20 protein-coding genes are annotated in these 19,818 nt (G+C 72.6%); 14 read left to right on the top strand and 6 right to left on the bottom strand.

The window, feature by feature from the left end; genetic code table 11:
* The first annotated feature begins 29 nt into the window (after positions 1–29).
* Together ACZ7PG_RS40565 and ACZ7PG_RS40560 are read left to right on the top strand one after the other, a co-directional pair.
* Entirely contained in the window at positions 30–1,490 is a 1,461-nt protein-coding gene (locus ACZ7PG_RS40565; RefSeq protein ID WP_470244503.1) for a PAS domain-containing sensor histidine kinase, read from the top strand.
* A complete protein-coding gene (locus ACZ7PG_RS40560) occupies positions 1,487–1,882 on the top strand; it encodes a response regulator (RefSeq protein ID WP_470244502.1) in 396 nt (131 codons plus the stop codon). The genes ACZ7PG_RS40565 and ACZ7PG_RS40560 overlap by 4 nt, the downstream gene beginning before the upstream one ends.
* Here the strand turns inward: ACZ7PG_RS40560 and ACZ7PG_RS40555 are convergent.
* Positions 1,849–2,241, bottom strand: coding sequence for an STAS domain-containing protein (locus tag ACZ7PG_RS40555; protein WP_470244501.1), 393 nt, complete (start codon positions 2,239–2,241; stop codon positions 1,849–1,851). The genes ACZ7PG_RS40560 and ACZ7PG_RS40555 overlap by 34 nt on opposite strands.
* A gap of 184 nt (positions 2,242–2,425) precedes the next feature.
* Positions 2,426–3,382: a GlxA family transcriptional regulator gene (locus ACZ7PG_RS40550; RefSeq protein WP_470244500.1), complete on the bottom strand. Its 957-nt coding sequence runs from the start codon at positions 3,380–3,382 to the stop codon at positions 2,426–2,428.
* Between the two features lie 95 nt (positions 3,383–3,477).
* Between ACZ7PG_RS40550 and ACZ7PG_RS40545 the strand changes: the two genes are divergently transcribed.
* The 4 genes from ACZ7PG_RS40545 (at position 3,478) to ACZ7PG_RS40530 (ending at position 7,310) form a co-directional block, all read left to right on the top strand.
* Positions 3,478–3,774, top strand: coding sequence for a putative quinol monooxygenase (locus tag ACZ7PG_RS40545; RefSeq protein ID WP_470244499.1), 297 nt, complete (start codon positions 3,478–3,480; stop codon positions 3,772–3,774).
* Positions 3,775–3,833: 59 nt separating this feature from the next.
* Entirely contained in the window at positions 3,834–4,142 is a 309-nt protein-coding gene (locus ACZ7PG_RS40540) for a DUF4326 domain-containing protein (protein WP_470244498.1), read from the top strand.
* A 130-nt stretch (positions 4,143–4,272) separates the two neighbouring features.
* Positions 4,273–6,765 (top strand): hypothetical protein, encoded by a 2,493-nt coding sequence (locus ACZ7PG_RS40535; RefSeq protein ID WP_470244497.1) that lies wholly within the window; start codon positions 4,273–4,275, stop codon positions 6,763–6,765.
* 137 nt (positions 6,766–6,902) lie between these two features.
* The gene (locus ACZ7PG_RS40530; RefSeq protein WP_470244496.1) at positions 6,903–7,310 is read left to right on the top strand and encodes a hypothetical protein; all 408 of its coding nucleotides are present in this window, start codon (positions 6,903–6,905) and stop codon (positions 7,308–7,310) included.
* Here the strand turns inward: ACZ7PG_RS40530 and ACZ7PG_RS40525 are convergent.
* The gene (locus tag ACZ7PG_RS40525; RefSeq protein WP_470244495.1) at positions 7,307–8,752 is read right to left on the bottom strand and encodes a phenylacetate--CoA ligase family protein; all 1,446 of its coding nucleotides are present in this window, start codon (positions 8,750–8,752) and stop codon (positions 7,307–7,309) included. The genes ACZ7PG_RS40530 and ACZ7PG_RS40525 overlap by 4 nt on opposite strands.
* 28 nt (positions 8,753–8,780) lie before the next feature.
* Between ACZ7PG_RS40525 and ACZ7PG_RS40520 the strand changes: the two genes are divergently transcribed.
* The 3 genes from ACZ7PG_RS40520 to ACZ7PG_RS40510 all read left to right on the top strand — a co-directional run bounded on the left by ACZ7PG_RS40520 (position 8,781) and on the right by ACZ7PG_RS40510 (position 10,938).
* Complete coding sequence (locus tag ACZ7PG_RS40520; protein ID WP_470244494.1) at positions 8,781–9,269, top strand: MarR family winged helix-turn-helix transcriptional regulator; 489 nt, start codon at positions 8,781–8,783, stop codon at positions 9,267–9,269.
* A gap of 229 nt (positions 9,270–9,498) precedes the next feature.
* Positions 9,499–10,536: a hypothetical protein gene (locus ACZ7PG_RS40515; RefSeq protein WP_470244493.1), complete on the top strand. Its 1,038-nt coding sequence runs from the start codon at positions 9,499–9,501 to the stop codon at positions 10,534–10,536.
* 96 nt (positions 10,537–10,632) lie between these two features.
* Positions 10,633–10,938: a DUF1883 domain-containing protein gene (locus ACZ7PG_RS40510; protein ID WP_470244492.1), complete on the top strand. Its 306-nt coding sequence runs from the start codon at positions 10,633–10,635 to the stop codon at positions 10,936–10,938.
* On the opposite strand, the gene ACZ7PG_RS40505 is transcribed toward ACZ7PG_RS40510, so the two are convergent.
* Positions 10,907–12,505 (bottom strand): amidohydrolase, encoded by a 1,599-nt coding sequence (locus tag ACZ7PG_RS40505; protein ID WP_470244491.1) that lies wholly within the window; start codon positions 12,503–12,505, stop codon positions 10,907–10,909. The genes ACZ7PG_RS40510 and ACZ7PG_RS40505 overlap by 32 nt on opposite strands.
* A gap of 270 nt (positions 12,506–12,775) precedes the next feature.
* Here ACZ7PG_RS40505 and ACZ7PG_RS40500 point away from each other — a divergent pair, with 270 nt between their 5' ends.
* From ACZ7PG_RS40500 to ACZ7PG_RS40480, 5 genes are all read left to right on the top strand, one after another.
* On the top strand, positions 12,776–15,325 hold the full coding sequence (locus ACZ7PG_RS40500) for a glutaminase domain-containing protein (protein ID WP_470244490.1): 2,550 nt from the start codon (positions 12,776–12,778) through the stop codon (positions 15,323–15,325).
* Between the two features lie 22 nt (positions 15,326–15,347).
* Positions 15,348–16,490, top strand: a complete 1,143-nt coding sequence (locus ACZ7PG_RS40495) for a type III PLP-dependent enzyme (RefSeq protein ID WP_470244489.1) — start codon at positions 15,348–15,350, stop codon at positions 16,488–16,490.
* Complete coding sequence (gene speD / locus ACZ7PG_RS40490; protein WP_470244488.1) at positions 16,483–16,842, top strand: adenosylmethionine decarboxylase; 360 nt, start codon at positions 16,483–16,485, stop codon at positions 16,840–16,842. The genes ACZ7PG_RS40495 and speD overlap by 8 nt, the downstream gene beginning before the upstream one ends.
* On the top strand, positions 16,842–17,705 hold the full coding sequence (locus ACZ7PG_RS40485; RefSeq protein ID WP_470244487.1) for a spermidine synthase: 864 nt from the start codon (positions 16,842–16,844) through the stop codon (positions 17,703–17,705). The genes speD and ACZ7PG_RS40485 overlap by 1 nt, the downstream gene beginning before the upstream one ends.
* Before the next feature lie 209 nt (positions 17,706–17,914).
* The gene (locus tag ACZ7PG_RS40480; RefSeq protein WP_470244486.1) at positions 17,915–18,514 is read left to right on the top strand and encodes a DUF4360 domain-containing protein; all 600 of its coding nucleotides are present in this window, start codon (positions 17,915–17,917) and stop codon (positions 18,512–18,514) included.
* 65 nt (positions 18,515–18,579) lie between these two features.
* On the opposite strand, the gene ACZ7PG_RS40475 is transcribed toward ACZ7PG_RS40480, so the two are convergent.
* Both ACZ7PG_RS40475 and ACZ7PG_RS40470 read right to left on the bottom strand, forming a co-directional pair.
* Positions 18,580–18,999, bottom strand: coding sequence for a hypothetical protein (locus tag ACZ7PG_RS40475; protein WP_470244485.1), 420 nt, complete (start codon positions 18,997–18,999; stop codon positions 18,580–18,582).
* A gap of 364 nt (positions 19,000–19,363) precedes the next feature.
* Positions 19,364–19,816 (bottom strand): MarR family winged helix-turn-helix transcriptional regulator, encoded by a 453-nt coding sequence (locus tag ACZ7PG_RS40470; protein ID WP_470244484.1) that lies wholly within the window; start codon positions 19,814–19,816, stop codon positions 19,364–19,366.
* Positions 19,817–19,818: the final 2 nt, after the last annotated feature.

Here is a 19,818-nt window from a genome sequence, read left to right as displayed (position 1 = left end):
GGCGGGCGTCCGTCCGGCACAGTTGCCGCATGGACGACGAGCTTCCGCCGGGCGACGACCAGGGCACCGAGCGCGAAGAGCGGTTCCGGCTGCTGGTGCGCAGCGTGCAGGACTACGCGATCTTCCTGCTCGATCCCGAAGGGCGCATCGCGAGCTGGAACGCGGGCGCCGAGCGGATCAAGGGCTGGTCGGCCGAAGAGATCGTCGGGCAGCACTTTTCCGTGTTCTACCCGCCGGAGGACGTCGCGGCGGGCAAACCGGCGCGGGAGCTGGAGATCGCGGCCGAGGAGGGCCGGCTGGAGGACGAGGGCTGGCGGGTCCGCAAGGACGGTTCGCGGTTCTGGGCGAACGTGGTGATCACGGCGTTGTTCGACGAAGGGCGCCGGCTGCGGGGGTTCGGGAAGGTCACCCGCGACGTGACGGAACGCCGCGACGCCGAGGAAGCGTTGCGGAAGAGCGAAGAGCGGTTCCGGCTGCTGGTGCAGACCGTCCAGGACTACGGGATCTTCATGCTGGACCCCGAAGGCCGCATTTCGAGCTGGAACGCCGGCGCGCAGCGCATCAAGGGCTGGTCGGCGGCGGAAGCCATCGGCCGCCACTTCTCGATGTTCTACCCGCCGGAGGACGTCGCGGCGGGCAAGCCGGCGCGGGAGCTGGAGATCGCGGCCGAGGAGGGCCGGCTGGAGGACGAAGGCTGGCGGGTCCGCAAGGACGGCACCCGCTTCTGGGCGAACGTCGTCATCACGGCGTTGTTCGACGAGCGGGGCCGGCTGCAGGGCTTCGGGAAGGTCACCCGCGACATGACCGAGCGCCGCAACGCCGAGCAGGCCCTGCGCGAACGCCGGCGGCTCGTCGGCCACCTCGTCGAGGCGCAGGAGGTCGAACGGCGCCGGATCGCCTGGGACGTCCACGACGAATCCATCCAGTCCATGGTCGCCGTCGGCATGCGCCTGCAGCTGCTCGCCTCCCGGCTGCCGGAGCCGCACGCGAGCGCCGTCGCGGGGCTCGACGATTCGGTGCGGGCCGCCATCGGCAGGCTGCGGGGCCTGGTGTCGCGGCTGCGGCCGCCGGAGCTCGACCGGCACGGCCTGGCGGAGGCCGTCTCCGCCTACGTCGAGGAGGTCGCGGGCCGCTGGGAGCTGGCCCACTCGGTGCGGGACGAGCTGACCGCCGAGCCGTCGGCCGCCGCCGCGATCACCGTGTACCGGATCTGCCAGGAGGCACTCAGCAACGTCCACCGGCACGCCCGGGCCAGCCGGGTCGACCTTCACCTGTCCACAGTGGACAACGGGACGCTCGTGCGGATCGCCGACGACGGCACCGGCACGGCGGGGGAGGACGCCGGCGCGGGCCACTTCGGCCTGGTCGAGATGCACGAGCGGGCCGAAGCGGCCAACGGCTGGCTGTCGGTGACGAGCGTCCCCGGCCGCGGCACGGCCGTCGAGTTCTGGCTGCCGATGCTGCCCGACGCGGCGGGGCTCGAACCGTGACCGAGGTGCGGGTGCTGATCTCCGACGACGACGCGATGATCCGCGCCGTCCTCAAGGAGGTCCTCGACGAGGAGCCCGACATCGCGGTCGTGGCGGTCGCCGTCGACGCCGACGAGGCGATCCGGCTCGCCGAGCACCACCGGCCCGCGGTCGCGGTCCTCGACGTCCGGATGCCGGGCGGCGGCGGGGCCCGGGCGGCGCGCGAGATCGCCCGCCGCAGCCCGAACACCGCGATCCTGGCGTTCTCGGCCTACGCCGACCGGGCGTCGATGGCCGCGCTCGCCGCGGCCGGCGTCACCGAGTACCTGGTGAAGGGCGTGCCGAACACGACGATCGTCGAGGCCGTCCGGCGGCTGGGTCAGCCGGCCGGCCCGGGCATCAGCACGCCGTAGAAGTCCATCGGCAGCAACGTGAACAGCCGCTTCACGGCGCGAGACCGGCCGGGGTCCACCGTCAGGCGCGCTCCGGCGGCATCGGCGAGGAGCTGCGCGCGCAGCAGTGAGTTCAGGCCGGCGACGGAGAAGAACGTGACGCCCTCGAGGTCGACGACGACCTCCCCGACCGGGGCGTGGACGCGCGAGCGCAGGACTTCGTCGAGCTTGCGCGCGGTGCTCAGGTCGACCTCGCCGGCCACCCGGACGAGCAGGGTGCGCGGGGTGGGGCGGGAGACGCGCAGGGACAGGTGTCCGACGGCGGCGATCCAGCCGGCGGTGGTGAGCTCGTGGTCGGCCGAGCGAGGTTCAGGAACCATCGCGGGCACACCCTTTCGTCGGGCAGCGTGGGGCGGACCGGACGTGGGCGGAGGATTTCGGCCGTGGACAGCGCCTGCCGCCCGGGCGCGGAAACGTCCGGCAGCGGCTGACGGCTCAACCGTGAACCCTCAGCATAGTGCATATGCACTAGCCGAACCACCGCGCGTGCTCCGCCGGGGAGCCTCACCCGCGCAGCGAGGCCACCGGCTTGCCCGTCCGGTCGCGCAGGAGCTCCCGCAGCGTGCCGGGGTGCTCGTAGCCGACCTTGCGGGCGATGGCTTCCAGCGACAGGCCCGTCGTGCGCAGCAGGTGCGCCGCCTGCTCGACGCGCAGGTCCTGCACGAACCGCACCGGCGACGTCCCCAGCGTGCGCCGGACCGCGCGCTGCAGCGTGCGTTCGCTGACGCCGAGGTCGTGCGCCGCTGCCGGGAGGCTGATCGGCTCCGCCAGGCGTGCCCGGACCCAGCCCTCGAACGCGGCGACCGTCGGGTCGTGCCCGGCCAGCGCGCTCGCGATCGTGTACGCCGACTGCGACGGGCGCTCGTCGACGACCAGGTACCGGGCGATGAGGTCGGCCAGCGCGGGACTGCGGTGCCGGACGATCGCGAGCGCCAGGTCGACGTGCCCGAACGCCGCGCCGGCGGTGGTCACCCCGGGGGAGGCGACCACCATCCGCGTCTGGTCGAGCTCGACCCCCGGGTAGCGCGCCCGGAACACCGGGGCCAGCCACCAGCTGGTGGTCGCGCGGTGCCCCTCGAGCACGCCGGTTTCGGCCAGCAGGAAGGTGCCGGTGCAGGCGGACGCGATCGGCGTCCCGGCCGCGCACGCCCGGGCGACGGTCCGCCGGCTCGGCGCCGCACCGGGCCCCGACACGTACGCGATCAGCTCGTCCGGCCGCCGCTCGGCCAGCGCGGGCACGACCAGCAGCTCGGCGTCCGCCACGTGCCGCAGCGGTTCCGTGGCGACGACGTGCCCGGCCCCGGTCCGCACGCGCCGTTTCGCGCCGACCGTGGTGACGTCCCAGGCGGGCGGCGGCCGGTCCAGCTCGCCCCGCAGGGCGTTCGCCGTGTCGAGGACGTCGTGCACCGCCGCCAGTCCCGAGTCGAACACCCCGTCGTACGCCAGCACCGCGATCTTCATGTCGGAAACGGTAGCAAAGGTGTCGTTTCTGCCACTGACGCTGGCCCGGCCGCGGGCCTAGCTTCGGTGAGGTCCGAACGAGACGAGGAGCGAAGATGAAGATCGGTTTGCTGGCCCGGATCGAGGCCAAGCCCGAGTACGCCGACAAGGTCGAGGCGATGCTGCGCGACGCGGTCGAGCTCGCGAAGGAGGAGCAGCACACCCTGGCGTGGTTCGCGTTCCGGCTGGACGCCACGACCTTCGGGGTGTTCGACACCTTCGGCGACGAGCAGGGCCGCCGCGCCCACCTCGAGGGCCGGATCGCCGCCGCGCTGACCGAAGCGGCTGCGACGATGCTCAGCGCACCGCCGGAGATCCGCGAAACCGACCTGCTGGCGGTCAAGCTGCCGTGACGATCCCGCCCGGCGGCCCCGCACCCGGGGGCCGCCGGGCGGAGCAGGAAGGAGCAGGCGTGCGCACCACCGTCGTCAACCTGAAGGGCCACCGCGACGACCCGGACTACGCCGACGTCGTCTACGTCGGGCGGGCCATGCACCGGGGTGGCTGGCACCTCGCGGGGTCGAAGCTCGCCAGCCCGTTCAAGCCGGGGAAGGACGGCTCCCGCGAAGAGGTCCTCGTGCAGTACCGCGAGCACCTGCTGTCCCGGCCGGACCTGCTCGCGCTGTTGCCTGAGCTGCGCGGGAAGCGGCTCGGGTGCTGGTGCGTGCCCGAACTGTGCCACGCCCAGGTGATCGCCGAGCTCGCGGATCACGGCCCGTAACGAAACACACCCCCTCCGCGAGTAACCTGGCGACACGAGGGGGTGATCGACGGTGCCCGCGCGACGTCACGGCGGCTTCGATCAGGCTGAACTTCCGGCGGCTCACCGGATCAGGTGGTGGTTCGCGGCGGTGACGGCCGGGCTCGTCGCGGCCGGCTTCGCCGTCGTTCCCTACCTGCCGTTCTTCCAGAGCTGGACGTTCGTCCGCGACCCGAAGGTCGCGAGCGTCATCACCTGGACCGTGCTGCAGACGTCCGTCGTGATCATCTCCGCGGTGCTCACGCTGTACTTCATCGGCCGGGCCCGGCTGGAGGCCGCCGCCTTCCGCGCCAACCAGATCGACATCCGCCTCTTCGCCGACGAACGCCCCGGCGACAGCCACGACCGCGCGATCGACTCCGCCGTCGAGCTGACCGCCGCGTTCAAGCGGATCCTCAACGACTCCCGGCTCTACACGCCGACGCCGGTGCCGGGGGCGGGGAGCTCCTACGACTTCATCCAGATCGTCGAACACGCCGGCGACGCCGCGGAAGGCTGGTGGAAGGCCGCCACCAAGCTCGTCCGGCTGGCCCAGCCGCCCGCCGCGTTCACCGTCACCGGCACGGTCCGGCCCGGCAACACCACCGGGCGCTACCAGCTGATCCTGGAGCTGGTCCGCGTCCCGCGGTTCGCCGCCAGCCCGCTGGTGATCGAGGACGAGAACTGGCCGCGCGTGCTGCACCGCGCGGCGAACGCCGTCGCCGCGCTCGTCATCCCGCGCAGCGCCTACGTCCGCACGAACATCCACTGGGCCGCCTGGCGCGGCGCGAAGATCCCGTACGAGCTGTTCGACGCGTACCAGCGCGCCAACCACTTCATCGTCAACCGCCGCTACGACGAGGCCCTCGCCGAGTACTACCGCGCGGTGAGCCTCGACCCGTCGAACGTCTACATCAGACTCGAGATCGCCGCCCTGCAGGAGCAGCTCGACCTGCACCTCGACGCGCTCGCGACGTACGACGACGTGATCACCTTGTGCAGCCGGGGTCACCCGAAGCTGGCGCGCTGGTGGATCGGCCCGGACTTCGCGCGCCAGCCGCGGCACGCGGGCCGCGGGCGGGCCGTCGCGCTGCTGATCGCCCGCTACCGGCACGCGCTCGTCCTCGGCCACGGCGACTCGGTGGCCGGCTCGTGGTGGGTGCGGCGCACGACGGCGGGAGTGCCCGGCGACGCGCGGGCACTGCGCCGGGCCGAGCTGCGGGTGGCGCTGGAGCTGCGGTTCCGCCGGTACGTCGACCTCGACGTGCGGGTGCGGCCGTACGCGATCCCGCCGGAGAAGCGGCTCGAACTGCACCGCCGCGTGCTGAAGGTCCCGGCCGACGAGCTCGTCGTCCACGAGGCGACGCCGGCGCAGCTGGCCGAGTACAACCAGCGGGCCGCCGAGATGCGCTCGTACTTCGGCGCCCTGTCGCAGTACGAGATCGAACGGCTCGTCGCCGACTACCGCCGGTTCACCCGGCGCTGGCGCGGCAGCTGGCGGCAGCTGACGAACCGCGCGCTCGACCTGTCGCTGGTCTGGACGGTGGTCCGGCGGGCGATGGCCGACGTCGAGCCGGTGACCGGCGCGGTCCCCGTGCCCCAGCCCGCCTACCCGGGCAGCCGCGTGCGGCTGGCCGACGTCTGCCCCGACCGCCGCTGGCCGCCGGACCCGCGGGCGCTCGACGACACCGTCGAAGCCGCAGGCGCCCGCAAGTCGTGGGAGGAGTGCTACAACGCCGCGAGCGTGTACGCCGTCGCGATGCTCGAAGTCGGCCCGCGCGGCGAACGCGACCTCCGCGACCGCGCCCGCAACCCGCGTCTCGTCGGCGAAGCGCGGGACGAAGTGGCCCGCCGCGCGATCCGCGAGCTGTACCACGCCGCGACGATCAGCCACAGCGGCCGGCTGCCCGAGCGCCGGTCGTGGGTGATGGGGGAGGACCCCGACCTCGTCGCGCTGCGCGGGCACGAGCTGTTCCGCGTTTTCGAGATGGTGACGTTCTCCCCGGACCGCGCCGCGCCGCTGCGGCCGCAGCGCGCCCACGTCTGGGAACAGGTCAGCTACGTCCGGCAGCTCGTCGCGGAGATCGCCGCCTGCCGCGCGCACTTCTGGCGCGCCCGGGCCCTCGACCCCGACGCGGTCCCGGACGGCCGGACGCTCGACCGCTGGCGCGCGGCCGACCGCGACGCCTGGCGCCGGCTCGCCGAGCTCGCGACCGGCAAACAGGACTGGTACACGCGCTACCAGGCGATCTGCGCGTTCCGCGCGTGGTCGGCCGACTCGGGCTACCCGGGGTCGGTCGCCGGGTTCCCGCTGTACTGCGAGGAACGGCTGCACGGCTGGCTGCGCGGCGCCGCCGGCCCCCGGGCGAAGACCGGTCTCGACGTCAACGTCGTGGTCCGCGAGTACGTCCGCCAGTGCGACCAGCGCCTCGACCAGCTGACCGCCGACATCGCCGAGCTCGAGAACTCCCTGGTGGCGGAGGACGGTTTCGCGGCCCGCGCCGAGCTGTGGACGGCGCTGTCGTCGTGGTTCGACGACGACATCGCCGACGGCTCGTCCGCCGCCGAGCGGCGCGAGCGGTTCCGGAAGCTGGCCCGGGCCTAGGAGCTGTCCGCGATCACCGTCTCCGGCCGACACCTCGGCCGGCCTGGCCCGGGGCGGGCGACGCCGATGCCGTCCAGCAACGGAACCAGCTGCGCCGCAGCTAGATCACTTACCGGACACGCCTTAGGCTGGTTCGCGTGCGAACGAGGCTGCGGCGGCTGCGGGCCGGCGACCGGGACTACACCTGGCGGGCGGCGATCGGGTCCGTGCGCGGCGACGGCGTCGATCTCCACCGGTGCGTCCGGGTGCGGGTGTGGGGCGCGGGCAAGAACGGCCGCGCGCTGGAAGCCGACCTGCTCTCGAAGGCGACGAGCATGGGGTGGACCCCGGCCGCGACCGACGGCTCCTACCCGGCGTCCGGCGACGTCCGGCGGCTGGTCGAGCACGCGCTGACGCTCGGCTGGGACCCCGATGCCCGCGGCGGGACCTTCCGGCTCGCCGAGGAGCACGGACTCGAGCTCCCGGGCTTCCTGATCACCGACCGCGTGCGCGACCCGGGCGCGCCGGACCCGACCGAGCGGGTCAGCCGGGCGTCCGAAGCCTAGGACTGCCTGGTGTAGCGGTGTTTCACCCCGACCGGGAAGTACTCGGGATCGCCGGCCGGGCGCAGGTCGACGTCGGGCAGCTGGCGCTCGGCCGGGACGTAGTGCGCGAACTCGCTGTTGAGCCGCCGCAGCTGGTCGCGCACGGCGACCGCGATCCCGGCGGCGTCGGCGGTCGCGCCCGGCGCCGTCTCGACCGTGATCCGCAGCCGGCGGTCCCGGTCGGCGTCCTCCACCGACTCGATGACGAACTTGCCCGTCACCGTGTCGCTGATGCCGGGCTGCTCCAGGCCGACGGTGACGTTCTCCGGGTAGACGTTCGCGCCGAAGAACGACACCGTGAACAGCGACCGGCCGAACACGTACACGAACGGCAGCTCGGGTCCGGGCGGCGGCGTGAACCCGTGGCGGGCGCAGAAGTCCAGCAGGTCCGCGTGCGGCAGGAGCCCGCCGTCGTCGGCGATGTGGTAGCGGATCAGCGGGATGCCGCCGTCGCCGCTGAAGACGAGCGTGCCCTCGTGCTCCTCGAAGAAGCGGCTCGCGGGGTCGTACTGGACGAGCGTCGGGAGGCGCGCGTCGCCGAAGACCTCGCGGGCCAGGTCCGGCTGGCCGGCGAGGAACCGGCGGATGCCCGCCGACTGCGGGGTTTCGGTGCCGAGGACACCCGCGTCGGCCGTGCCGTACAGCGACGCGATGTCCCGGACCGGGTCGGCGACCCCGGCGCGGCCGGCGACGAGCTCGCGCCACTGCTCGCTGAAGACTTCGCCGGCCAGCACGAGCTTGATCGCGTACGCGGGCCAGTCGACGCCTTCGGCGACGCCGGTGTCGACGACGTCCTTGACGAACGGCGGATAGCCGAGCAGCACGACCTGCTCGAAGTGCGGCGCGAGCTCGGGGAGCACGCGCAGGATCTCGGCCTTGTTGTTGCCCGGCGCCACGACGGTGATCGGGCAGCCCTTGGCCGCGAGGTGGCGCACGCACGCCGTGGTGAACAGGCCGCCCACCCAGGTCCCGAGCGGGAAGCAGACGACGGCGAGGGTGCTGCGCCGGTCGGCCTCGAACGCGTCCACGAGCACGGTTTCGAACCGGCGTGCGACGTGCAGCTCGTCCTCGAGCGCACGCGGCCAGATCGTCGGGTGGCCGCTGGAGCCGGACGAGACGGCGATCATGTCGAGCCCGTCGAACGTGCCGCCGCGGCACAGCTCGGGCAGCGGGTACTTCCGGTGGTAGCCGGCCTTGTCGAGCAGCGGCAGCCGCCGGAAGTCGGCCATGGTCCGGATGGCATCGGGTGCGATGTGGTGCTCCCGCAGGAACTTCCGGTATGCGGGCACGGTCTCCGCGGTGCGGCGGAAGAGGTCCAGGACGTGGTCGGCGGCGGGTGGTTCGGGTGGACCGAAGAAGGTGCCGAACGCCTGCCGCACGCGGGTTTGCCGACCGAGGTCCATGATCGGAGCATAGTCGCGGGCGCGTGTCATGATGGGCGGCGTGAGCACCTCCGCGGAGCAGCAGCCCGCTAGCCCGCCGTTGACCCTTTACCTGGTCAAACGGCTCGAGCTGGTGATCAGGGCGCTGCTCGACGACGCGCTGCGGCCGCTCGGGCTCACGACGTTGCAGTACACGGCGCTGACGGTCCTCGAAGCCAGCGGCGCGCTGTCCTCGGCCCAGCTCGCGCGGCGCTCGTTCCTGCGTCCGCAGACGATGCACGAGATGGTGCTGGCGCTGGAGAAGCGCGGGCTGATCGCGCGGACCCCCAAGCCGGACAACCGCCGCGTCCTGCTGGCCGGCCTGACGGAGACCGGGCACCGCCTCCTGGCCGACTGCGCCCCGGCGGTGGCGGAGGTGGAGGACGTCCTCCTGGCCGACCTGAGCCCGGGCCAGCGCGCGACGTTCCGCGAGGGACTCCAGCACGGCGTCCTGGCACTGGGCGCGTTGTCGTCCCAGCGACGTTCTCAGGAAGCCTGACCGGCGGGCCTGCGGGTGGGGGACCGCGCTCCGCCAAGTGGCGGGTTCACTCAGGCTTGCCGACCCGAAAGAACTAGGCCGGTCGAGTGGTAGCGACGGGTGGCGCGTAGCGCGCGTGTGGCGTCGGGCGTTGGAGGGTAAGTCCCAGACCTGCATCTCGCATTTTGGAGGTTCGCCAACCGTGGCCAGGGCGCGCGACAAAGGTGACGCGACAGCTACCGCCCGGCGCTTGCTGCTCGTGGCCGGGGCGATGGTCGGGTTTTGGCTGGTTTCGTGGTGGGTCGCGGGCCATGCTCAGGCGGCTACGCGCGAGGTGGACCCGATCGGCGGGGTGGTGGCTGGAGTGGTTCAGCCGGTTTCTTCGGCGCTGGGAAACGGGGCTGGTTCCGCGGCGGCCGGTGGGGTTGAGCCCGTTTCGCGGGCTGTTGCACCGGTGGCCGAGCCCGTGGCGCGGGTTGTCCGCGCTGCCGCGCCGGTTTCGCCGGTGATGAGTGCGGTAACGCCTGCGGTCGAGCCGATCTCGCGGACCATGCGTGCCGCCAAGCCGGTCGTCCTCGAGCCCCTATCGCGAGTAACGCGTTCTGCCGCAACGGTTGCCGAGCCCGTGGTGCGGTCCCTCGAACCTGCTCTCGAACCGGTCACCCAGGTCGTGCGGGCCGCCGCGCCCGTCGTGCGAGCAGTCGCCCCGGTGCTCGATCCGGTGCTGGGCGCCGCCGGTGTCGTGATCAAGCCCGTTGGCCCCGTGATCAAGCCCGTCGGCGATCTCCTGTCACCCGTGGCCAAGCCCGTCGGCGACGCCCTGACCCCGGCCCCCGTCGTGGTGCGACCGGTGAGCGACGGCGTCGCCGACCCACTCGCCCCGAAGCAGACCCGCGAGCCGTCGGTCCTCCCCACCAGCGAGGCGGAAACCGCGCCGCTGCAACAAGAACCCACCGCAGCCGGCCCGAGTGCGACCACCACGCCGGACCGGACCTACGGCCGCCCAACCAGCCCGACCACCGAACCCGCCACCGCGCAGTCCCGGGCCACGCACCGCACGCCCACGGCCGCCGAAACCTCGTCGCAGCCGATCCGCGTCCCCGGGAACAACGTCCCCGCGCCGCGGTCGCCGGCTCCCGAGGTTGCCGCCTGTGGGCCCGCTCCCACCGTGCCGCCGGCCTTCCTCACCCCCGGTCACGGGCCCCGCGCCACCCCTGCCTGCACGCCGTCGGAGGGGGACTTCGTCCCGCTCTGGCGGGCCTGCGAACCCGGTACCGGCCCCGGCTGATCCCACCCCGGACTTCCGCCCGTCGCGTTTTCGCGGCGCGATCCGCGCTGCCCGCGACACAGCATCGAACTGCAACCACGCGTGAAGAGGGGCGTCATGGAAGCGAACGTGTTCGATCTCGGAAAGCTGCGAAGAGACGCGGTGGTCACCATCCGGCTGGAGGCGATGGCCAACGTCAGGCTCCTGACGGAGGTCAACCTCCAGGCCTACCGGCGCCGGCAGTACTACCGGATGCACGGCGGGGTGGCCACCGCGCCGATGTTCAAGATCCACATCCCGGCCAACGCGCACTGGTTCCTGGTGCTCGACGTCGAGGGGCTGGAGAACCTGCCCCTGCGCCCGCGGGTGAGCGTCGAGCACGAGCCGGCCGTCATGGCTCGTGGACGCACCGGCCCCCGGTGAACGTCATCGCGACCTTCGCGGCCCCGATCTCGCTTTCGGGGCCCGCGAAGGGGTCGCGGTCGAGCACCACGAGGTCGGCGCGGTGACCGGGCCGGATCGTGCCCGTGTCGTCGAGGTGGTTGACGTGGGCCGAGCCCGCCGTGTACGCGGTGATCGCCGCGGCCAGGTCGATCCGCTGCCCGGGTAGGAACGCGGGCACGTCTTCGCCGTACGGGATCCGGTTCACCGCCACGTGGATGCCCTGCAGCGGGTCGGGGCTGCTCACCGGCCAGTCGCTCCCGGCGGCCAGGGTGGCCCCGGACCGCAGCAGCGCACCGAACGGGTACTGCCACGACGCCCGTTCCGCACCGAGGAAGGGGATGGTCAGCTCGTCCATCTGCGGCTCGTGCACGGCCCACAGCGGCTGGATCGTCGCGGTCGCGTCGAGCCGCCGGAAGCGCGGGACGTCGTCGGGGTGCACCACCTGCACGTGCGCGAGGTGGTGCCGGTGATCGCTCGCGCCGTTGGCGGTGCGGGCGGCTTCGACGGCGTCGAGCGCGTCCCGGACCGCGCGGTCGCCGAGGGCGTGGAAGTGCACCTGGAAGCCGTGGGCGTCCAGGAGCGTGACGTGCTCGCGCAGCTCCACCGGGTCGACGAAGCTCAGTCCACTGTGGCCGGTGCGCAGGTAGGGGCTGAGCAGTGCCGCGGTGTGGTTCTCGGCGATGCCGTCCAGCATGATCTTGACGGTTTCGGCGCGGAACCCGCTGCCGCGCAACGACTCCCGGCGCTCCAGCAGGTCCGGGAGCTGCTCGGCGCCGCGGGCGCGGTCCCACCAGAGCGCGCCTGTGACCTGGGCGGTCAGCAGGCCACGTGCCGACGCGGTGGCGTACGCGCGCGACGGGTCGGGCATGCCGCCGTACTCGCCGAGCAGCGGGTCCTGCCAGGCGGTGACGCCGAGCGAGTGCAGGAGCCGTTGCGCCCGCAGCAGCCCGGCGAGCCCGTCGGTCTCGGTGACCGGCGGCAGCAGCCGCGTGACCAGGTCCATCGCGCCTTCCTGCAGGACGCCGGTGGCGCCGTCGGCGTCGCGCTCGATGCGGCCGTCGGGCGGGTCGGGCGTGCTCGCGGTGATCCCGGCCCTGGCGAGCGCGACGCTGTTCAGCCAGACGCCGTGGTGGTCGCGGTTGACCAGGACCACCGGTCTGTCCGGCACGACGGCGTCGAGCAGCCGGCGGTGGGGGAGACCGCCCGCGAAGGTGTCGAGCGACCAGCCGCTGCCGATGAGCCACTCGAGCCGCGGGTTCGCCCTGGCGTACGCGACGACGGTGTCGAGGCAGCTCACGACGGTGCCGGCGCCGGTGAGGTCGCAGCGGCCGAGCTCGACGCCGCCGCCGACGGCGTGCACGTGCGCGTCCTGGAAGCCGGGCAGCAGCAGGCGGCCGTCGAGGTCGACGAGCTCGGTGCGCGGGCCGATCAGCGGTCCCGGATCGTCGCCGACGGCGATGATCCGATGGCCGCGGACGGCCGCGAAGCCGGCCCGGCCGCCGGGGGTGAGCACGGGGCCGCGGGTGAAGACGAGGTCGGCGTGCATGCCACCGATCTTCCCGCATCCGCGGGCGTGATTCGGCCGGTGCGCGGACGTTTCGGGCTGTCGTGAATGAGTCATCCGGGACGTCCGGCGCCGGGACCGCCCCATTCCGGACATCGCGGGCCGGCGATCCGCCCCGGAATCCGCACCGGACCTGCGTCCGCACTGGTCCGCAAATGAATCACCACGCCGACCAACGGCGGATTTACAACGTTGTACCAACGATGTAAAAGTTATCCCGCACCGGCTCGCACGCCGTGGAAGGGGCCACCGATGTCCTCCCGAGAACGCGCTCACCTGACCCGCCGGGACCTGATCCGGCTCGCCGGGGGCTCGGCCGCCGCCGTCGCCGCGGCGCTCTGGCTGCCCGCGACGGCGGCCACCGCGGGCACCTTCGGCCCGATCCGGCCGCCCGCGACCCCGCTGATCGTCCGCTCGCCGTACCTGTCCACCTGGCAGCCCGCCGACAACCTCCCGGGCACCTGGTCGAGCTTCTGGACCGGGCACGTCACCGCCCTCTGCGGCCTCGCCCGCATCGACGGCGTGGCGTACGTCTTCGCCGGGTCGCCCGCGCTGCCGTCCGGCCCCGCCCTCACCCCGATGACCCAGGTCAGCCTGCAGGTCACCGGCACGCGCTCGACGTACGTCCTCACCGGCGGCGGGGTGAACCTGACCGTCACGTTCTTCTCGCCGGTCGACCCGGCGAACCTGCAACGCCAGAGCGTCCCGTTCGGCTACGTGACCCTGCAGGCCGCCAGCGCCGACGGCCGCGCGCACGCCGTCGACCTGCACTTCGACACCTCCGCCGAGTGGGTGCACGGCAACACCGCCACCCCGGTCACCTGGACCCAGCAGCAGTCCGGCGGTCAGACGCTGCTCAGCTGCACCCCGGCGAGCCCGGGCGTCCTGCAGGAGAACGGCGACCAGGCGAGCTGGGGCTCGCTCGTGCTGGCCGCGCCGGCGTCCGGTGTCAGCTGGCAGATCGGGCAGGACACCGTCGTGCGCGCCGCGTCCGCCGGTCAGGGCGCGCTGAACAACACCAGCGACACCGCCCAGCCGCGCGCGATCAACGACCGCTGGCCCGTGCTGGCCTTCAACAAGAACCTCGGCACGATCCCGGCCGGTGGCTCGTCGACCCCGTTCACGCTGTCGATCGGGCACGTCCGCACGCCCGCCGTCCGCTACCTCGGCGCCGAGCTGCGCCCCTGGTGGACGCACTACTGGGGCAGCTGGCAGGACATGGCGGTCTGGTTCGCCGGCGACTACGCGAGCGCGCTGAGCGCGGCGACCGCGATCGACCAGCGCCTGCACGACGACGCCGTCGCGGCCGCCGGCGGCGGGACCACCGGCGAGCACTACGCCGGGATCTGCGCGCTGGCGCTGCGCCAGGCCTTCGGCGGCACCGAGCTCGTCGACCGCGGCGGCGCGCCCTGGGGATTCCTCAAGGAGATCTCCTCCAACGGCAACATGTCCACTGTGGACGTCACCTACCCGGCGTTCCCCGCCTACCTCTACCTGTCGCCGGCCTACCTGCGGCTGATCCTGGAGCCGCTGCTCGACTACGCCGAGCGCGGCGGCTGGCCGATGCAGTTCGCCGAGCACGACCTCGGGACGCACTACCCGGACGCGACCGGGCACAACGACGGCAACGAGGAGAGCATGCCGGTCGAGGAGTCGGCCAACATGCTGATCATGGCCGCCGCGCTGGTCCAGCGGCTGCCGTCGGCGGACGCCGTCTCCTTCGCGAACACCCACTACCGGATCCTGAGGCAGTGGGCCGAATACCTGATCGGGAACACCCTCGACCCCGGCTTCCAGAACCAGACCGACGACTTCACCGGCTTCATCGCCCACAGCGCCAACCTCGCGCTCAAGGGCATCATCGGCGTCGGCGCGATGGGGGCCATCGCGGCGGCCGCCGGCAACACCGCCGACGTCCAGCGCTACCGGTCGACCTCCCGCGGCTACGTCAGCCAGTGGGTGACCCTCGCGCAGGACTCGTCGAACCAGCACCTCAAGCTCGCTTACGACCAGCCCGGCACGTGGAGCCTCAAGTACAACGGGTTCGCCGACCGCGTGCTCGGCCTCGACCTCGTCCCGCTCGGGGTCGCCGCGCAGGAGGCCGCCTGGTACCAGGGTCGCGCGGGCGCCCACGGCGTCCTGCTCGACCCGCGCAACAACTACACGAAGGCTGACTGGGAGCTGTGGACGGCGGCCTGGCTCACCGACCAGCCGAACATCCGGAACACCCTGGTCGAGGGCGTCTACAGCTATGCCAACACGACACCGCAGCGGGTGCCGTTCAGCGACTGGTACGTCGTCGCCGACGCCACCCAGCGCGGCTTCCAGGCCCGCCCGGTCGCCGGCGGCTACCTGGCCCTGCTGACGCGCCCGGCGGCGTCGGCCACGGTCTGGCGCAAGCTCCAGAACCAGCGCTCGGGCAAGGTGCTCGCCGTGTCGAACATGTCGCTGGCCGACACCGCCGAGGTCACCCAGTGGTCGGACAACGGCACGGCCGACCACCTCTGGGCCGTGGTCGACAACGGCGACGGCACCGTCCGGGTCGTCAACCGCAACAGCGGCAAGATCCTCGCGGTGCACGACCAGAGCCTCGACAACGGCGCCCACGTGCAGCAGTTCCAGGACAACGGCACGCCCGACCACAACTGGCGGATCGTCGACGCCGGCGGTGGCTGGTCGAAGCTCGTCAACGTCCGCAGCGGCAAGGTCATGGCGGTCGACCAGCAGTCCACGGCGGACGGCGCCCAGGTCACCCAGTGGGACGACAACGGGTCACCGGACCACCTGTGGCGGTTCGTCTGACGTCGTTTGCGAGACTGGCGGCGTGTGCGCCGACCCCCTCCGCCGGTTCCTCGACGAACGGGACCCGCCGACCCCGTGCCTCGTCGTCGACACCGACGCCGTCGCGGCCCGGGCGCGCGGGTTCCTCTCGGCGTTCCCGGGCGCGCTGATCCGGTACGCCGTCAAGGCCAACCCGGCGCCCCCGGTGCTCGACGCGCTGGTGGCGGCCGGGGCCGGCTTCGACGTCGCCGGACCCGCCGAGCTGGAGCTGGGCCTCGACCGCGGCGCCGGCCCGGCGGACCTCGCCTACGGCAACCCGATCAAGAAGCCCCGCGACATCGCCTTCGCCTTCGAGCGCGGGGTCCGGGAGTTCACGTCGGACGCGCCCGGCGACGTCGACCACCTGGGCCGGTACGCGCCGGGCTCGGCCGTGTCGATCCGCGTGGTGCTCGACGCGCCCGACTCGGTGACGCCGTTCGGCCGGAAGTTCGGCTGCGACCCGGCCGAGGCCCTGGACCTGGTGCTGCGCGCGGCCGCGCTCGGGCTGCGCCCCGGCATCGCGTTCCACGTCGGGTCGCAGCAGCCGGACGTCGCCGCGTGGGAGATCGGCATCGCCACGGCGGCGAAGCTGTTCGCCGAGGCCTCGGCGCAGGGCGTCGCGATGACGCGGCTCAACCTGGGCGGCGGCTTCGCGACGACGCACCGGACGGGTGTCCCGTCGCTGGACGCGTACGCGGCGACGATCGAGACGGCCCTCGGCACGTACTTCCCCGGCGAGCGGCCCGAGCTGATGCTGGAGCCCGGCCGGGTGCTCGTCGCCGACGCGGGACTGCTGCGGACCGAGGTCGTGCTGGTCGCGCAGCGCGGCGAGCGACGGTGGGTCTACCTCGACATCGGCCGCTACAACGGCCTGGCCGAGGCCGAGAACGAAGCGATCGCCTACCGCTTCGAGCCGGTCGAGCCACACGACGGCCCGGCCGGGCCGGTGGTGCTCGCCGGGCCGACCTGCGACGGCGACGACGTCCTCTACCAGCGGACGCCGTACGAGCTGCCGGTGTCCTTGACCGCCGGCGACCGGCTCGACGTGCCGGGCACCGGGGCCTACACCGCGAGCTACGCGTCGGTCGGGTTCAACGGCATCGAGCCGCTGCGGACGTACTGCGTCGGGAGGTGGGGCGATGTCTGAGGTCGGCCGGTTCACCGGGCGGCACGTGCTGGCGGAGCTGCACGGCGTCGACGCGGCCCTGCTCGACGACCCCGAGCGCCTCGGGGAGCTGCTCCGGGTGGCGGTGACGGAGGCGGGCGCGACGGTCGTCGACGTCGTGGCCAAGCGGTTCGCCCCGCAGGGCGCCACGGTGATCGCGCTGCTGGCCGAGTCGCACGCGTCCGTGCACACCTACCCCGAGCACGGGTCGCTGTTCGCCGACGTGTTCACCTGCGGCGAGCGCGCCGACCCCGAGCACGCGCTGCGGTTGCTGGCGAAGTCGCTGGACGCCGCCGCGGTCCACCTGTCCGTCCTGCACCGGGGAGAACGCTGATGCCCACGATCCACGAACCGGTCGGCGCCGGCCTCACCCGCGTCTGGGCGGTCGACGACGTCGTGTTCGACGCGCGCACGCCGTTCCAGGAGGTGCTGATCGGCAAGACCGCGCAGGGGGTTTCGCTGTTCTGCGACGGCGAACGCCAGAGCACCGAAGCGAGCCAGCTCGTCTACCACGAGGCGCTGATGGTGCCCGCGCTGCTGCTGGCCGAGCGGGTGCGGCGGGTCCTGGTCATCGGGTCGAGCGAGGGCGTCGCCTCCCAGCTGGCCGTGGACGCGGGCGCCACGCTGGTCGACCACGTCGACATCGACGAGGAGGCGGTGCGGGCCTGCGCCGAGCACCTGCCCTACGGCTACACGACCGCGGACCTCGCGCGGAGCGACGGGCCGATCCGGGTGTCCTTCGAGGACGGCTGGGCGTTCCTGGCCGCCGCCGAAGCCCGCGGCGACACCTACGACGTGGTCGTGATCGACCTGCCGGACGAGAACACCGACCCGGACGCGCAGCACAACCGCTTGTACGGCACGGACTTCCTCGGCCGGTGCGTGCGGGTGCTGGCCCCCGGCGGGGTGGTGACCTGCCAGGCGGGCTGCCCGACGCTGTGGCGCAACGAGACGCTGCTCGCGTCGTGGCGGCGGTTCCGCGAGGTGTTCGGCACGGTGCTGTACTTCGGGTCCGACGAGCACGAGTGGGCCTTCCTCTCCGGGCGCGCGGACCGCGTCGAGGAACCGGGCGCGCTGGTGGCGCGGCGGTTCGCGGAGCGGGGGAGCCGGGCTTCGACGCTGGACGCCGAAGCGCTGCTCGCCGGCGCCACCCCGCCGTACTCGCTCCGGCACGATACTGGTCTGAACCAGTACTGACCGACGATTCTTCGATATGCACAACCGGCGAAGGGCGAAATAGCGGGAAATGGATTTCCCGTACTCCCGGTTGTCGTGTTACTCCGTTCAGTGGCCGTCGAAAAGGTTGCGATCGCGCTACGATCCGTTTCGCGCGCGATCATCGTGATCAAAAGGCACCGTGGCCCATTTGGAGGAGCGTCATGCTCGGTATGTTGGTCGTAGCCGGAATGATTCTGTCCGCCCTCGCCGCACCCGTCGATTCCGCGGCGGCATCGGCTCCGACCGAAAAGATCACGCTCGACATCAAGACCATCAACGGGTCCGGCTGCCCGGCCGGCACCGCCACGGCCTCGGCGGACGTCGCGTCCGACAACACGTCGTTCACGGTGCACTACACGAACTTCACCGCCAAGGCCGGCGGTGGCGCGTCCGCGCTCGACGCCCGGAAGAACTGCCAGATCAACGTGCTCGTCCATGTGCCACAAGGGTTCACGTACGCGATCGCCGAAGCCGAGTACCGCGGTTACGCGCACATCGAGAGCGGGGCGAGCGCGCTCGAGCAGGCCAACTACTACTTCGCCGGGACGTCACCGACCGCGCGGGTCCGCCACACCTACCCGGGCCCGTTCCACGGCGTGTGGCGGGCGAGCGACGTCACCGACGTCGCCGCGCTGGTGTTCGCCCCGTGCGGTGAGGACCGCAACCTGAACATCAATGCGGAACTGCGGGCGGACGCGGGCACCTCCTCGGCGACGAGTTACATCGAAATGGATTCCGAGCACGCGAGTGTCGACACGATTTACCACTTCGCGTGGAAGACCTGCTGAATTCGGCGGAATTGCCCGGATGACCCGCTCACCGGAACGTCTCCCGGCGAGCGGGTCCGTTCGCGTTATACGTGCGTGACCAGAAGTGTCACTCCCGCTTCGCCGCCGCAGTCGACGAAGACCGGGCCGACGCCGTTGCCGATGTGCTGCGACACGGTCGCCTTGGCGACGAAGTGGCCGGGTCCGGCGTCGATGATCCGGATGTTCTCCAGCGCCGGGTGCTCCGGGAAGCCGCCGAGCACGGACTTCAGCCCGGTGCCGCCGCCGCAGTCGCCCGTGATCGTGACTTCCTGGCCGCGGTGCGTCGTCGGGTTCGGCGTCACCTCGACGGTGGCGCGGGCGCCCTGGGGTGGTTGTGTGGTCATGGTCCCCTCCGAAGTTCCTGATGCCGCCGACGCACCGCCGGCGATGCCGATGCTCACCGCCGTGACGAGCCCGGCCGCGGTGGCCAGGCCGATCACCGTGCGGGTGGACTTGCCGCGCATGGGGTTCTCCTCCCTCGACCCGGGGTTCGCCGGATCTGCTTCGTCAGTCGCCGCGGGAGGGGTGGCGGGTTCTCGACGAAGCGGAGTGAGACGTGGATCACAGTCGACGCGGACTGTCCACAAGGGACGCTAGTCGAGTGCGGCGGAAGCCGGCAGCTCGGCCGGTTCGCCCTTCGCCGGTGCGAGCGTGCATCGTCGTTCGAACCGCTCCATCAGGACGGTAGCGATCAGGAGGGCCACTGGGGTGCTCACCGCGATCCACATGCCAGAAGAGCTACCCAGGCCCGCCGGAGCTGAATCGCCGAACTGACCGCGGAGAAGCGGGCCGGGACCGGGAATCCGCGCCTGGCCTGGGCCGGGCCGCTCAGGTCACCGGTTGCTCTCGATCCTCCGCGGACAGCCGCGCGATCACGTCCAGCAGCCCGGCGCGGAACGCGTCGTCCTCGCCCAGGACGCCGAGCAACGCCGGCTCGGCCCGCACCGCGCGTTCGTGCACCGCGGCGCCGCGCGCGGTCAGCCGGGTCAGGTGACGCCGCGCGTCGGCCGGGTCCGGTGTCCGGGTGACGAACCCGGCCTTGGCGAGCCGGTCGAGCGTGCGGCTCATCGTCTGGTCGGTCACCTGGCAGCGCTGGGCCAGCGTCCGCTGGGGGAGCGGCCCGTCGCGCAGCGTGTGGAGCGCGATCAGTCCCGCGTGGGTGAGCCCCATGCCGTCGAGCACGGCCGCCCAGCGGTGCTCCACCAGGCGCGCGGCGACCGCGAGCAGCCGGCCCGTCGGCCACGTGCTCAGGTCCGGTTCGGGGGTTGTGCTCACCGTCACTC

It is taken from the genome of Amycolatopsis sp. NPDC114504, assembly GCF_055633595.1.
The sequence above is the reverse complement of the archived record's forward strand: the minus strand, read 5'-3'. Positions and strand labels throughout refer to the sequence as shown.